Source organism: Sphingomonas trueperi, assembly GCF_040545965.1.
GTDB classification, from domain to species: Bacteria; Pseudomonadota; Alphaproteobacteria; order Sphingomonadales; family Sphingomonadaceae; genus Sphingomonas; species Sphingomonas trueperi_C.
In genome coordinates, this window is the sequence record NZ_JBEPMV010000003.1 from 647,735 (window position 1) to 661,711 (window position 13,977).

A 13,977-nucleotide genomic window follows, 5' to 3' on the forward strand; every position below is an offset into this window, starting at 1 on the left:
CCCAACTTGTTCCTGCCGATCTTAAAAGGCGCGCGGCTTTTAGCAATCCGCCGGTCACATTTGCGAAGTCGCCTGGGACCTGACAGGGTTGTGCACATCCGACTTAGGGAGCCCTTCATGCGCTTTTCGCTGCTTGCTTTAGCCCTGCTTTCTACTACCGCCGCCCAGGCGCAAACCGCCGCCCCTGCCCTGTCGCTCGACACGTTGAAGACCGTCACCGAAACGCTTGCTTCGGACGCGTTCGAGGGGCGCAAGCCGACGACGGCGGGCGAGGACAAGACGATCGCCTATCTGATCGAGCGCTTCCAGAAGGCGGGGCTCAAGCCCGGCAACAAGGGCCAGTGGGTGCAGGACGTGCCGCTGGTCGAACTCAGCGTGCAGAGCCCAAGCAAGCTCAGCTTCACCGGCGGCAAGACCCCGGTGTCGCTCGCTTATGGCAGCGAGGCGGTGTTCTCCACCTATCGCGTCACCCCGAAGATCGACCTCAAGGACAGCGAGGTCGTGTTCGTCGGCTATGGCATCAACGCGCCCGAACGCGGCTGGAACGACTATGCCGGGCTCGACGTGAAGGGGAAGACGGTCGTCATCCTGATCAACGATCCCGACTGGCAGACCATGACGCTCGACGGCCCCTTCGGCGGCCGGGCGATGACCTATTATGGCCGCTGGACCTACAAATACGAGGAAGCCGCCCGCCAGGGCGCCGCGGGTGCGATCATCATCCATGATACCGAACCCGCCGCCTATGGCTGGGGCGTGGTGGAGAGCAGTTGGGGCGGCCCCAAGCTCGAACAGGATACGCCTGGCGACCATGCCGACCAGTCGCAGCTGATCGGCTGGATCCAGCAGGATGCGGCCAAGGCGCTCTTCGCCAGCGCGGGCAAGGATTATGCGGCGCTGGTCAAGGCGGCCAAGCACAAGGGCTTCAAGGCGGTGCCGCTGGGCGTGAAGGCCTCGGCCAGCTTCGGCGTCGGCATCAAGCGTCAGGCCTCGAAGAACGTCGTCGGCATCCTGCCGGGCACTGCGAAGCCCGACGAAGTGGTGCTGTTCTCGGCGCATTGGGACCATCTCGGCCATTGCAAGCCGGTGAACGGCGACGACATCTGCAACGGCGCGGTCGACAACGCCACCGGCACCGCCGGGCTGGTCGCGCTCGCCGAAGCGAATGCCAAGGCGGGCCCGGCCAAGCGCAGCATGGTGTTCCTCGCGGTGACCGCCGAGGAACAGGGGCTGATCGGCTCGCAATATTATGCCGAGCATCCGGTCTACCCGCTGGCGAAGACCGTCGGCGGCGTGAACATGGACGGGCTTAACATCCACGGCTTGGCGAAGGACTTCGTGCTGGTCGGCGCGGGCAAGTCCGAGCTGGAAGAGATGGTCAAGCCGCTGGTCGCCGCCGAGGGCCGGGTGATCGGCGTGGAGTCCACGCCCGAAAAGGGCAGCTATTACCGCTCGGACCATTTCAGCTTCGCCAAGCTGGGGGTGCCGATGCTGTACGGCGAGAGCGGCGACGATCTGGTGGTCGGCGGCAAGGCGGCCGGCGCCAAGGCGGCGGAGGACTATACCGACCAGCGCTACCACAAGCCGCAGGACGAATATGATCCCAACTGGAACTGGGACGGCGCGCTTTCGGACCTGCGGATCTATTACAGCCTCGGCCGCGAACTGGCCGAGGGCAGCAGCTGGCCCAACTGGTTCAAGGATGCCGAATTCCGCGGCATCCGGGACAAGGCTCGCGCGGGGCAGTAAGCCCGATCCATGGCGCGGCCTTTCCCCTGCAACCGTACGGGGGTAAAGGCCGCGCCATGACTCGCACCCCTCCCCCCGAATGGGCGCCGCACGATGCGGTCTGGATCGGCTTTCCCAGCCATGCTGACCTCTGGGTCGAAGACCTGGAGCCCGCCCGCGAAGAAGTGATCGCCTTTGCCCGCGCGGTCCATGCCGAAGGCCGCGGCGAGCGCGTGATCCTGGTTGCCGCCGATGCGGCCGCCGCCGAGGCCGCCAAGGCGATGGCCGGCGACGCCGCCGAGGTGGTGACCGAACTGTTCGGCGACATCTGGCTGCGCGACACCGCCGGCATCGTCACCAGCGACAAGGTCGCGCAGGATTTCGGCTTCAACGGCTGGGGCGGCAAGTACGACTTGGAAGGCGACGACACGATCGGCGCCCGCCTCGCCGCGCGTCGCCAGCTCGCCACCGCCAAGCATGGCTGGGTGCTCGAAGGCGGCGCAATCGACGGCGACGGCACCGGGCTGTGCGTCACCACCGAGCAGTGCCTGCTCAATCCCAACCGCAACCCGGACCTGGACCGCGCGGGCGTAGAGGCGAAGCTGGCGGCCGACCTGGGCTATACCCGCGTGCTGTGGCTGGGCGACGGCCTCGCCAACGACCATACCGATGGCCATGTCGACAACCTGGCCCGCTTCGTCGGCCCCAACCGGCTGCTGATCCCGACGCCTGCCGAGGACGATCCCAATGCGGCGATCTATGCCGATGCGGTCGCCCGCGCCGAGGCGTTCGGCGTCGAGGTGGTGCGGATGCCCTCGCCCGGCGCGGTGCTCGACGAAGATGGCGAGGTGATCCCGGCCAGCTACATGAACTTCTACATCGGCAATGCCGCCGTGGTGGTGCCGCTCTACGGCCAGCCCAACGACGGCGCCGCGATTCAGACGCTGCAGGGCATCTTCCCCGGCCGTGCGATCATCGGCCAGCGGGCGGACCATATCCTCACCGGCGGCGGCAGCTTCCACTGCATCTCGCAGCAGATCCCGACGCTCGGGTGACCGCCTTCGCCGTCCGCGCGCTGCTCTCCGGGCTGATCGTCGCCGCCGTGGCGATGCTGGCCCGGCGCAGTCCCGCGTTCGGCGCCTTGGTCGCGTCGCTGCCGCTGATCTCGCTGCTCGGGGTCATTTGGCTGTGGCGCGACACGCAGGATCCGGTGCGGGTGGCGGCCCATCTCCAGGCGACCTTCTGGTATGTGCTGCCGTCGCTCCCCATGTTCCTGCTCGTGCCGGCGCTCATGCGATCCGGGGTCGGCTTCACGCCCGCCCTGCTCGCGGGCGTCGGGCTCACGATCCTTCTGTATTTCCTGACCGCCGCGGCGCTCGCCCGGTTCGGCATCACGCTCTGAGGACCGTCATGACCCAGATTACCGTCGGCGCGCTGCAGCTCGCCTTCTCGAACGATATCGACGCCAACATCGCCCGCGTGACCGAGCTGGTCCGCGAAGCCGCCGGCCGGGGCGCACAGGTCGTGCTGCCGCCCGAATTGTTCGAGGGCGAATATTTCTGCCGCGTCGAGGACGAGGGCCTGTTCGCCAACGCCAAGCCGGTGACCGAGCACAAGGCGGTGCTGGCGATGCAGGCGCTCGCCGCCGAGCTCTCGATCCACATCCCCACCAGCTTCTTCGAAGCCGATGGCCCGCATCACTATAACAGCCTCGCGATGATCGGCCCGGACGGCAAGGTCTCCGGCGTCTACCGCAAGAGCCACATCCCCGATGGCCCGGGCTATGAGGAGAAGTTCTACTTCCGCCCCGGCAACACCGGGTTCAAGGTGTGGGACGGCCCCGGCGCCAAGCTGGGCGTGGGGGTGTGCTGGGACCAATGGTACCCGGAAACCGCGCGCGCGATGATGCTGATGGGCGCCGAGCTGCTTTTCTACCCCACCGCGATCGGCAGCGAGCCGCATGACGACAGCCTCGATACCGCCCGGCTGTGGCGCCGCGCGATGGTGGGCCATGCAGTCTCCAACGTCGTGCCGGTGATCGCCGCCAACCGCGTCGGCACCGAGCATGGCCAGACCTTCTACGGCACCAGCTTCATCACCGACGAGCGCGGCGACATTCTTGCCGAGCTGGACCGCGCGGAAGAAGGCGTGATCACCGCGACGCTCGATCTCGATCGGGTGAAGCGCCACCGCGCCGCGTTCGGCTTCTTCCGCGACCGCCGCCCGGAACTGTACGGCCGGCTGGTGCAGGACATCTGAGCAGAGCTTTCCGGCGCGTCAGCCGCGCGCCGGGGCCTCGCGGCGGAAGGGTACGTCGCGCCGCAGATAGGTAAGCGCGCGCCACACCCATTCGATCGGGCCATATTGGAAGCGCGCCAGCCACCACTGCGCGACGACGATCTGGACCGCGATCGCACCCAGCGCGACCCATAGCCGCGTCGCGGCATCCCAGTCGTCATACTTGCCCAGGCCGTAATGGTAGAAGATCGGCACGAAGACCGCCGATTGCAGGATGTAGTAGGTCAGCGTCAGCCGCCCCGGCGCGGCGAGCGGCTGCACCAGCCGGCGCGCGGGACCGTCGTACAGCGCGATCACCAGCAGCGCCCAGAAGGCGGTACCGGCCAGGTCGAGCCACATGTTGAGCAGCGCCCAGAAGGCGCGGTCGGCGCCGAGCCCGAAGTGCAGGCCTGAGAACCACGCACGCAGCGGCTCGCGGGCGAGGAAGAGCACCACCGCGGCCACCAAGGCGCCGAGCAAGGCGGGTCGTCGCCAGCCACGGCTCTTGGCGAGATCGCCGAAGAAGTCGGTCCGCCCCAGCACCAGCCCGAGCAGATAGAGGCCGAGGATCTGCACCATCCGGCCATATTCGAGGAAGAACCAGTATTTGGATTGCTGCCCGGCCCACAGGTTCACCCGCAGCACCTGCCACAGGTCGCCGCCCAGATAGACCGGCATGCCCGGATCGACCGAGGATTGCGCCGGCGCATTGGCCCAGCCCGCCCCTAGCGCGCCGGCGACCATCTGCACGATCAGGCTGGGGCCGATCAGGCAGAACACCGCCCCGCCCAGCAGCACCGCATTGCTGCGGATCCGGTTGAAGAACAGCAGCAGGAAGCCGATCGCCGCCAGCGTCTGCATGATGTCGCCGCGATAGATCAGCGAGTGCAGGAAGCCGATGCCTTCGAGAAGGAGCAGGCGCCAGGCGAAACGGGCAGTGAAGTCCTGCCCCCGCTGCGCGGCGCGATCCATCAGGATGAAGAAGCTGAACCCGAAGCACAATGCGAGCAGCGAGAAGCTCTTGCCCATGAACAGCGCGAAGACGATGTCGGTAATCCGGCCAGGTTTCTCTACTGCCCAGAACAGCTCGTAACTTTCGATGACATGGACGAGGAACAGCGCCATCAGCGCGAATCCGCGTAGCACGTCGACGACGTCCAGTCTGTTGGCAGGCGCGGCGCCCGGGCCGCCCGATCTTGGTTCTGCGGAATGGTTGCGATGCGTTTCGGCAGTGTCAGCAGCGCCCGGCATCGGCCTCATTTACGTCTTCTTTGTCCGACAGGCGTAGCCACGCCATCATGGTTAGCGCCCTATCCCGCCGGCTGCTCTGCATCGCGCTCGTCGCGGTGCTCGCGTGCATCGTGCCCCCGGCACATGCCCAAGCGGGCGTTGCCGGTCAACCACTTGGCGTGTGCCTGCTGGCGGACAAGGGGCAGCGGGAAGACGAACTGATCCGGCACCCGGAACGGTTCGACTGTACGACGCCGCAGCACCGATTCGGTTCCGGCGATTTCTGGGCGATATCAACGACGATCGACCGGCGCTCGACCTTCGTGACGCCGCTTGCCCTGCGCTTCGCCAGCCTGTGGCAGGCGCGGCTGGCCGTCCACTTCCTCTATGCCGACGGCGCCGTGCGCAGCTGGCAGAGCGACGGTCGCGGCATCACCCCATTGATCCAGCTGGGCGCGGTGGCGGAGCTGCCCGTGCCGGTGCGCGATCCCGCGCTGGTCCGCGTGCTGTTCCATGTCGAGGGCGCCGCCAATCTCCGCGGCGTCGCCACCGGGCTGCGCATCGCCACCCATCACGAGGGCGAACGCGCCAATCTCGTGCTCGCCGGTCTCTACGCCGCCTTTGCCGGGATGGCGGCGGCGCTGATCGTCTACAATCTCGCGCTATGGTGCGCGATGGGGCACCGCTTCCAGCTCCATTACTGCCTGCTGCTTGGCGCATTGCTCGGCTACACCTTCACTTCCTCGGGCGCGCTCGCCTGGGTGGCGCCGATGCTGGCGAACAACGATCGGTTGCGGCTCAACTATCTGTTCATCGGGCTGGCCGGTGGCGCTGCGGCCCTGTTCACCCGCAGCTTCTTCGAGGATCAACCTCTGCCGCCTTGGCTCGATCGCGCCAGCAGGATCGCGGCGATGGCCGTGCCGCTTTCGGCGATGGCAGTGGCAGCACTTGGCGCGATCGAGCTACGCCTCGCCGACCTGCTCTATACGCTCGCCTTTGCCGGGCTGCTCGCGATCGTGATTCCGACGCTATGGGGGGCGTGGCGGCAGCGCTCCAACTTCCTCTGGCTGTTTGCGATTGCGTGGAGCGCGCCGATCCTGCTGGCAGCGATACGGATCGGCGCCGCGCTCCACTTCGTCCCCTGGAACTTCTGGATCGACAATTCGACCATATTGTCCATGGGGCTGGAGGCGCTGGTCTCGTCGCTGGCGGTGGCCTACCGGATCAAGTTCCTCCGCGACGAACGCGACGCGGCGATCACCCGCGAGGTGGTCGCGCGCAAGCTGGCCGACATCGATCCGCTCACCGGCCTGCTCAACCGCCGCGCCTTCCTCCACCGCGCGATCGGCCGCGTCGAGGACCAGCAGCTGCTGCTCGTCGACATCGACCATTTCAAGCGCGTCAACGAGACGCTCGGCCACGACGGCGGCGACGAGGTGCTGCGCCTGTTCGCCGCCGCGCTGCGCCAAACCGCCCCCGATCCGGTGCTGATCGCGCGAATGGGCGGCGAGGAGTTCGCGCTGCTCACCCCCGCCACCCAGCGGATCGAGCCCGAGGCGCTGCTCGCCAGCCTGCGCCGGGTCCGCATGCCGTTCGACATGACGATCACGTCGAGCATCGGCAGCTGCAGCGGCAGCCTCGCCACCGATCTCGACTGGAAGGCGCTGTACCGCTGCGCCGACTCGGCCTTGTTCGAGGCCAAGGCGGCCGGCCGTGACCGCGCCCGGGCGCTGCGACTCGACGCGGCCTGAGCTTGCCTGTTCCCCCCGTCGCGTGTAGATTGACGGTAGGGAGAATGGGGAAAATGCAGCGTCATAAGCGCCTGTTGTTGGTAGCCGGAGCCGTCGCGCTGCTCGTTGCGATCACGCGACCCTCGCCCCCGCATGCCGATTTCGAGCTGCTGATGCACCGCGTCGGCGATACCGCGCCCCAGCAGGTCCATGCCGCGGTCGATCTGGGCGTGCTCGCGGTTTCGGTGCTGGTCACCTGGAGCGGCCGTCTCGCCCGCTGACGCGCGGGAACCAACGTCGGAACTTGCCGTAGAGACCCGACGCGCACGCGGCGCGACACGTCTCCGTGCGCGTGAAAACCGCGCTTGCATGGCAAAATCGGGTTGCTTACACTGATGTCAATGACAAAGCCCGAAATGGTCTGGAAGACCGCCTATCGGCATCCAGGAGAGTGGGATCGCAGCTACGCGTTGCGGTCCATGGTAGACCTGTTCGAGGAGAGCGCAGCGGCCCATCCGCACGCCCCGCTCCTCGATTTCATGGGTCGCATCTACAGCTATGGCGAGGTGCTGGACGGCGCCAATCGCGTCGCTTGCGGGCTGCGCGCGCTGGGCTATGGCCCGGGCGACCGGATCGGGCTGTTCCTGCCCAATGTGCCGCATTACGTCGCCGCCTATTACGGCATCCTCAAGCTGGGCGCGACGGTGGTGAACTTTTCGCCGCTCTACTCGGTCGAGGAACTGGCGGCGCAGGTCGCCGACTCGGGCACCAGGCTGCTCTTCACCCTCTCCGCCACCGCGCTGCTGCCCACCGCGCTCAAGGTTCTGGAGAAGAGCGATCTGGAGCGTCTGGTCGTCGGATCGGTCGCCGGCGCGCTGCCCACCGCAAAATCGCTCTTCTATCAGCTGTTCCGCGGCAGCGAGGTGACCGCCCGCCCGCATGACCCGCGCATCCTCGCCTTCTCCAAGCTGATCGCCAACAAGGGCGACTGCGCGCGTCCCGATATCGATCCCGAACGCGATGTCGCGCTGATCCAGTATACCGGCGGCACAACCGGCACGCCCAAGGGCGCGGTGCTCACCCACCAGAATCTCTCCGCCAATGCGCGCCAGGTGGCGGAGCTCGATCCCGATCTCGGCAAGGTCGAGGATTCGGTGCTGGGTGTCCTCCCCTTCTTCCACGTCTTCGCCAATACCTGCGTGCTGAACCGCACCGTGATCACCGGCGGCAAGATCGTGATGCTGCCGCGCTTCAACGCGCAGCAGGTGCTGACCGAATTGCGCCGGACCAAGCCGCGCTCGCTGCCCGGCGTGCCGACCATGTATCAGGCGCTGCTCGACGCGCCGGGGATGAAGCCATCCGACTTCGCCTCGCTGCGCTTCTGCATCTCGGGCGGCGCGCCGCTCCCCGAGCAGCTCAAACTCAACTGGGAATCGGTCACCGGCGCGCACATCATCGAAGGCTATGGCCTGTCCGAGAGCTCGGGCGTGGTCTCGGCCAACCCCTATGTCGGGCTCAACAAGAGCGGCACGATCGGCCAGCCGATCGCCGGTACAAGGGTGCGGCTGGTCGACAAGGAGGATCCGCGCAAGCCCGCCCCCGAGGGCGAGCCGGGCGAGATCGTCGTCAAGGGCCCGCAGATCATGCAGGGATACTGGAACCGGCCCGAGACCGATGTCGGCACCTTCGTCGACGATCACTGGCTGCGCACCGGCGATGTCGGCATCATTGACGAGGACGGCTATATCCACATCGTCGACCGGCTAAAGGACATGATCGCGGTCGGCGGGTTCAAGGTGTTCCCCAGCCAGATCGAGGCGGTGCTCTACACCCATCCGGCGGTGAAGGAGACGCTCGTGCTCGGGCTGCCCGATCCGTACCATGGCGAGCTGCCGCACGCCTATGTCGCGCTCAACGAGGGCATGACGGCGGACGCCAAGGAAATGTGCGGCTGGCTCAACGCCCAGCTCGGCAAGCATGAGCGGGTGGCCGAAGTGGTGATCCGCGACGCTTTGCCGAAGACGATGATCGGCAAGCTCAGCCGCAAGGATCTGCTGGCGGAGGTGAAGGCGGGGCGGTGATTTCCAACGCTTAAGCCCCTCCTCCTTGGAGGAGGGGTTGGGGTGGAGGGATTCCAGAACGCTTGTTGGTCTCGGTGAGACACTGCCCCACCCTAACCCCTCCCCTGAAGGGGAGGGGCTTTGACCACCGAAAGCTCAGTCCCCCGCCTTGCCCCCACCAAACATAACAGCCTTCAGGTTCATGAACTCGTGCAGTCCCCAGGGCCCGAGCTCGCGGCCATGGCCGGACAGCTTGATGCCGCCGAACGGCGCACCCGGCACCGAGGCAAGCAGCGAGTTCACCGCCGTCATCCCCGCTTCGATGTCGCGCGCGAACCGCTCCACTTCCGCGTCGTCCTGCGTCCACACCGACGAGCCAAGCCCGTACGGCACGTCGTTCGCCAGCGCGATTGCTTCCTCAATATTCGCCACCTTGTAGACGGCAGCGACCGGGCCGAAGATTTCCTCCTTCGCCACCTCGCTCTCGGGATCGAGGTCGACCAGCACCCCCGGCGTCATCCACGCGCCGTCCCGCTCGATCTTGGTGCCGCCGGTCAGCAGCTTGGCGCCTGCCGCCTTTGCCTTCTCGACCTGCTCCAGCACGGTGTCGCGCTGCTGAACGCTGGAGAGCGGCCCCATCACTGTCTCCTTGTCCATCGGATCGCCGATCTTCACCGCTTCCATGCCGGCGACGAACTTCTCCAGGAAGGCATCGTATACCTCGGCATGGACGATCATCCGCTTCGAGCAGATGCAGCTCTGCCCGGCATTCTGCACGCGCGCGGTCACGGCTGTCTTCACCGCCGCATCGAGATCGGCCGAGGGCATGACGATGAACGGATCGGAGCCGCCCAGTTCCAGCACCACCTTCTTGAGCGCGCGGCCCGCGGCCTCGGCCACCTTGGCGCCCGCGCCCTCCGAGCCGGTGAGCGTCACCGCCACCACCCGCTTGTCGGCGATGATCGCATCGACCTTGCCGGACTTGATCGCGAGGTTCTGGAACAGCCCCTCGGGCGCCCCCGCCTTGCGAGCCATCTCTTCCATCGCCGCCGCGCAGCCCTGCACGGAGGACGCATGCTTGAGAAGCGCCACATTGCCCGCGAGGATCGTCGGCGCGAGGAAGCGCACCGCCTGCCAATAGGGGAAGTTCCATGGCATCACCGCCAGCACGGGCCCCAGCGGCAGCCAGCGCGCGACGGCATGGCCGGTCGGCGTCTTGACGGTCGTGGGCTCCAGATAGGCGGGGCCATGCTCCGCATAATGGCGGAAGCCGGCGATGCACTTCTCCACTTCGGCCAGGCCGGCGGTGATCGTCTTGCCCATCTCGCGCACCGCCAGCTCGGCGAGGTGCTGCTTGTTGGCTTCCCATGCATCGGCGATCTTGGACAGCAGCGCGGTGCGCGTCTCGATCGAGGTCTCGCGCCACTGCTTGTACCCGGCCGCCGCGCGGGACAGCGCCGCCTCGATCCCGGCATCGTCGAGCTCGGCGATGCGATCGACGGTCTCGCCGGTCGCCGGGTTGATGATTTCGAACATCTGCAAGTCTCCTTCGCGCTTCCCAACGCGGACCTAGGCGCAGGGTGCCAAGGGCGGCAATCATACTGCCGTCCATTGCGTGCGGAACGGCTTGCCAAGCGCGCGGCGCCCGAACACGATGCCGCATCTGTCCTGCCGGAGACCTTCATGCGCCTCGCCTCCCTCGCCCTTCTCCTCAGCACCGCGATCCCCGCGGCCGCGCTCGCGCAGGACGGGCCCAATCGCCTGTTCACCGGCAGCGACCTGTTCGCGCTCGAACAGGCGAGCGATCCGCAGATCAGTCCTGACGGGAGCAAGGTCGCCTATGTCCGCCAGTCGGCCGACATCATGACCGATCGCGGCCGTGCGAGCATCTGGCTGGTCGACGTGAAAAGCGGCCAGCAGACGCCGCTGGTCGCCAGCACCGGATCGCACAGCCAGCCGCGCTGGTCGCCCGACGGCACCCGCCTCGCCTATGTCTCCTCCGGCGAGGGCGGCGCGCCGCAGCTGTTCGTCCGCTGGATCGCCACCGGCGCCACCGCACGGATCACCGGCCTGCCAGACAGCCCGCAGGGCATCGCCTGGTCGCCCGACGGCAAGCAGATCGCCTATACCATGACGGTGCCGGGCGAGGGCATGTCCCTCGGCAGCCAGCCGCCCAAGCCCGAAGGCGCCAAATGGGCCGAGCCGCTGGAGGTGATCGACCGCGTCACCTACCGCGCCGATGGCGGCGGCTATCTCAAGCCCGGCTCGGACCATATCTTCGTCGTGTCGGCGGACGGCGGCGCGCCGCGCCAGGTGACGTTTGGCAAGTTCGACGATGCCGGCCCGCTCGCCTGGTCGAACGATGGCCGCACCATCTTCTTCGGCAGCAACCGCCGCAAGGATTGGGAGCGGGAGCCCAACGACAGCGAGATCTACGCGGTCGACATGACATCCGGTACCCTGACCCAGGTCACCAAGCGCTACGGCCCCGATGCCGCGCCGGTACTATCCCCCGACGGGACGCGCATCGCCTATCTCGGCTTCGACGATACGCATCGCAGCTTCCAGAACACCCAGCTTTATGTGATGAACCGCGACGGCAGCGGCAGCCGGTCGCTCACCGCCGGGCTCGACAAGAGCATCGACGGGGCGATCTGGGCGAAGGACGGGCGCAGCCTGTTCGTCTCCTATGACGATCATGGCCGCAAGCTCGTCGCCCGCATCGGGCTCGACGGCAAGGTGAGCACCGTGGCGAACGGGCTCACCGGCGGCGGGCTGGACCGCCCCTATACCGGCGGCGACTTCACCGTCTCGGCGGGCGGCACCATCGCCTATACCGGCGGCGACGCGCTGCATCCGGCCGACATCTATGTGAACGGCAAGCGTCTCACCCATCTCAACGATACCGTGCTGGCCGCCAAGACGCTCGCCCCGGTAACCCCGCTGGCGGTGACCGCGCCGGACGGCCGCAAGATCGATGCCTGGCTGGTCACCCCGCCGGGCGTGAAGCCCGGCACCCGCGTGCCGACGATCCTCGAGATCCATGGCGGCCCGCACACCGCTTATGGCCCCGGCTTCTCGACCGATTACCAGCTCTACGCCGCGCACGGCTATGCGGTGGTCTATGCCAACCCGCGCGGCAGCACCTCGTACGGTGAGGAATTCGCCGACCTGATCGACAAGAAATATCCCGGCGACGATTACGGGGACCTGATGGCCGCGGTGGATGCAGCGATCGCCTCGGGCGTAGCCGATCCCGACAATCTCTTCGTCACCGGCGGTTCGGGCGGCGGCGTGCTCACCGCCTGGATTGTCGGCAAGAATGATCGGTTCAAGGCCGCCGCCACGCAGAAGCCGGTGATCAACTGGATCAGCGAGGCGCTGACCATGGACGCGACCGGCTTCACCTCGCGCTACTGGTTCGCCAAGCAGCCCTGGGAGGATCCGATGAGCTATTGGAACCGCTCGCCGCTGAGCCTGGTCGGCAACGTCAAGACACCGACGCTCGTCGTCGTCGGCAGCGAGGATTATCGCACCCCGGTGAGCGAATCGGAGCAATATTACGCCGCGCTCCAGATCCGCGGCGTGCCCACCGCCTTGGTGAAGGTGCCCGGCGCCAGCCATGGCGGCATCGCCGCGCGGCCCAGCCAGTCGGCGGCCAAGGCGGCGGCGATCCTCGCCTGGTTCGATCGCTACCGCACCGGTGCGAAGCCGGCTGGCCAGTAAATACATGGCGGGGCCCGGTTGCCATCGGGCCCCGCCCTGCCGCATAGCGAGCGCATGGCTACCCAAGCAGACATCACGGCGCTCTCCTTCGAAGAGGCGCTGAAGGAACTGGAGAAGATCGTGAGCCGGCTGGAGAGCGGCGAAGCGGCCCTGCAGGAGGCGATCGACCTCTATGAGCGCGGCGACCAGTTGCGCCGGCAATGCGCCGCCCGGCTCGACGCGGCACAGGCCCGGATCGAAGCGATCCGCACCGATGCCGACGGCCGCGCCGCCGGCACCACGCCCTTCGCGGCCGGCTGAGGCGTGGCGAGCGTGACGCACGCATCGCTCGCGCTCGAATCGGCGCTGCGCCAGGTCGCGGCCGAGATCGACGCCCAGTTCGACCGGTTGCTGGAAGTCCCGGACGATCCCCGCGCCGACCTGTATCGCGCGATGCGCCATGCCGCGATCGGCGGCGGCAAGCGGCTGCGGCCGCTGCTGGTGTTCGCCACCGCGCAGCTGTTCGCGGTCGACAAGACCTGCGCCGCGCGTGTCGCGACTGCGCTCGAATGCATCCATGTCTATTCGCTGATCCATGACGATCTGCCCGCGATGGACAATGACGACCTGCGCCGCGGCAAGCCCACCGTGCACAAGGCGTTCGACGAAGCGACGGCAATCCTGGCGGGCGACTGCCTCCATGCGCTCGCCTTCGAGATTCTCGGCCATGAGGCGACCCACCCGGACCCCTATGTCCGCGTCGAGCTGATCGCCGAACTCGCCCGTGCATCGGGGCCCTCGGGCATGGCGGGCGGCCAGATGATGGACCTGGAGGCGGAGAAGGCCAGCTTCGATCTCGCCACCGTTACCCGGCTGCAGGCGATGAAGACCGGCGCGCTGATCTCCTGCGCGGTCGAAAGCGCCGCCATCCTCGGCCGCGTCTCGCCCGAGGGCCGCACCGGGCTGCGCGGCTATGCTCGCGACATCGGCCTGGCCTTCCAGATCGTCGACGACATTCTGGACGCCGAGGGTGACGAAGCGCTGGTCGGCAAGAAGGTCGGCAAGGACAGCGCGGCGGGCAAGGAAACCTTCCTGTCGCTACTGGGCATCGATCGCGCGCGCGAACAGGCGCGGATGCTGGTCGACCAGGCGATCGCCCATCTCCACGCCTTCGGCCCCGAGGCCGATCTGCTGCGCGACGTGGCGCGCTTCACACTCGAACGCGACCGCTGAACGGACCTGGGGGA

The 13,977-nt window shown here is 67.4% G+C and carries 12 protein-coding genes; 10 read left to right on the forward strand and 2 right to left on the reverse strand.

Annotated elements, in window-relative coordinates:
- The first annotated feature begins 117 nt into the window (after positions 1 to 117).
- Genes ABIC35_RS10925 through aguB form a run of 4 tightly spaced genes read left to right on the forward strand, consistent with a single transcriptional unit; the run spans position 118 to position 3,987 of the window.
- The gene (locus ABIC35_RS10925) at positions 118 to 1,749 is read left to right on the forward strand and encodes a M28 family metallopeptidase (protein WP_121074094.1); all 1,632 of its coding nucleotides are present in this window, start codon (positions 118 to 120) and stop codon (positions 1,747 to 1,749) included.
- 56 nt (positions 1,750 to 1,805) lie between these two features.
- Positions 1,806 to 2,783 (forward strand): agmatine deiminase family protein, encoded by a 978-nt coding sequence (locus tag ABIC35_RS10930; protein WP_121074091.1) that lies wholly within the window; start codon positions 1,806 to 1,808, stop codon positions 2,781 to 2,783.
- The gene (locus tag ABIC35_RS10935; protein ID WP_121074088.1) at positions 2,780 to 3,130 is read left to right on the forward strand and encodes a DUF3147 family protein; all 351 of its coding nucleotides are present in this window, start codon (positions 2,780 to 2,782) and stop codon (positions 3,128 to 3,130) included. The genes ABIC35_RS10930 and ABIC35_RS10935 overlap by 4 nt, the downstream gene beginning before the upstream one ends.
- An 8-nt stretch (positions 3,131 to 3,138) precedes the next feature.
- Positions 3,139 to 3,987 (forward strand): N-carbamoylputrescine amidase, encoded by an 849-nt coding sequence (gene aguB / locus ABIC35_RS10940; RefSeq protein ID WP_121074087.1) that lies wholly within the window; start codon positions 3,139 to 3,141, stop codon positions 3,985 to 3,987.
- 18 nt (positions 3,988 to 4,005) lie between these two features.
- On the opposite strand, the gene ABIC35_RS10945 is transcribed toward aguB, so the two are convergent.
- Positions 4,006 to 5,265, reverse strand: a complete 1,260-nt coding sequence (locus ABIC35_RS10945; RefSeq protein WP_354278433.1) for a DUF418 domain-containing protein — start codon at positions 5,263 to 5,265, stop codon at positions 4,006 to 4,008.
- A 38-nt stretch (positions 5,266 to 5,303) separates the two neighbouring features.
- On the opposite strand from ABIC35_RS10945, the gene ABIC35_RS10950 reads away from it, so the two are divergent.
- From ABIC35_RS10950 to ABIC35_RS10960, 3 genes are all read left to right on the forward strand, one after another.
- Complete coding sequence (locus tag ABIC35_RS10950) at positions 5,304 to 6,986, forward strand: GGDEF domain-containing protein (protein WP_183049311.1); 1,683 nt, start codon at positions 5,304 to 5,306, stop codon at positions 6,984 to 6,986.
- Positions 6,987 to 7,039: 53 nt separating this feature from the next.
- A complete protein-coding gene (locus ABIC35_RS10955) occupies positions 7,040 to 7,246 on the forward strand; it encodes a hypothetical protein (RefSeq protein WP_121074081.1) in 207 nt (68 codons plus the stop codon).
- Between the two features lie 120 nt (positions 7,247 to 7,366).
- The gene (locus ABIC35_RS10960) at positions 7,367 to 9,046 is read left to right on the forward strand and encodes a long-chain-fatty-acid--CoA ligase (protein ID WP_121074076.1); all 1,680 of its coding nucleotides are present in this window, start codon (positions 7,367 to 7,369) and stop codon (positions 9,044 to 9,046) included.
- Between the two features lie 135 nt (positions 9,047 to 9,181).
- On the opposite strand, the gene ABIC35_RS10965 is transcribed toward ABIC35_RS10960, so the two are convergent.
- Positions 9,182 to 10,561 (reverse strand): NAD-dependent succinate-semialdehyde dehydrogenase, encoded by a 1,380-nt coding sequence (locus ABIC35_RS10965; RefSeq protein WP_121074073.1) that lies wholly within the window; start codon positions 10,559 to 10,561, stop codon positions 9,182 to 9,184.
- Between the two features lie 147 nt (positions 10,562 to 10,708).
- On the opposite strand from ABIC35_RS10965, the gene ABIC35_RS10970 reads away from it, so the two are divergent.
- The 3 genes from ABIC35_RS10970 to ABIC35_RS10980 are packed head-to-tail and all read left to right on the forward strand — an operon-like array spanning position 10,709 to position 13,963.
- Positions 10,709 to 12,751, forward strand: a complete 2,043-nt coding sequence (locus ABIC35_RS10970; protein WP_121079148.1) for a prolyl oligopeptidase family serine peptidase — start codon at positions 10,709 to 10,711, stop codon at positions 12,749 to 12,751.
- Between the two features lie 54 nt (positions 12,752 to 12,805).
- On the forward strand, positions 12,806 to 13,051 hold the full coding sequence (locus ABIC35_RS10975) for an exodeoxyribonuclease VII small subunit (protein WP_121074070.1): 246 nt from the start codon (positions 12,806 to 12,808) through the stop codon (positions 13,049 to 13,051).
- A gap of 3 nt (positions 13,052 to 13,054) precedes the next feature.
- Positions 13,055 to 13,963 (forward strand): polyprenyl synthetase family protein, encoded by a 909-nt coding sequence (locus ABIC35_RS10980; RefSeq protein ID WP_121074067.1) that lies wholly within the window; start codon positions 13,055 to 13,057, stop codon positions 13,961 to 13,963.
- The last annotated feature ends 14 nt before the right edge of the window (positions 13,964 to 13,977 follow it).

Coding starts and splice junctions, on each gene's coding strand:
- ABIC35_RS10960 (WP_121074076.1), top strand. CDS start 7,367: ATGACAAAGCCCGAAATGGTCTGGAAGACCGCCTATCGGCATCCAGGA.
- ABIC35_RS10945 (WP_354278433.1), bottom strand. CDS start 5,265: ATGAGGCCGATGCCGGGCGCTGCTGACACTGCCGAAACGCATCGCAAC.
- aguB (WP_121074087.1), top strand. CDS start 3,139: ATGACCCAGATTACCGTCGGCGCGCTGCAGCTCGCCTTCTCGAACGAT.
- ABIC35_RS10955 (WP_121074081.1), top strand. CDS start 7,040: ATGCAGCGTCATAAGCGCCTGTTGTTGGTAGCCGGAGCCGTCGCGCTG.
- ABIC35_RS10975 (WP_121074070.1), top strand. CDS start 12,806: ATGGCTACCCAAGCAGACATCACGGCGCTCTCCTTCGAAGAGGCGCTG.
- ABIC35_RS10930 (WP_121074091.1), top strand. CDS start 1,806: ATGACTCGCACCCCTCCCCCCGAATGGGCGCCGCACGATGCGGTCTGG.
- ABIC35_RS10925 (WP_121074094.1), top strand. CDS start 118: ATGCGCTTTTCGCTGCTTGCTTTAGCCCTGCTTTCTACTACCGCCGCC.
- ABIC35_RS10950 (WP_183049311.1), top strand. CDS start 5,304: ATGGTTAGCGCCCTATCCCGCCGGCTGCTCTGCATCGCGCTCGTCGCG.
- ABIC35_RS10970 (WP_121079148.1), top strand. CDS start 10,709: ATGCGCCTCGCCTCCCTCGCCCTTCTCCTCAGCACCGCGATCCCCGCG.
- ABIC35_RS10965 (WP_121074073.1), bottom strand. CDS start 10,561: ATGTTCGAAATCATCAACCCGGCGACCGGCGAGACCGTCGATCGCATC.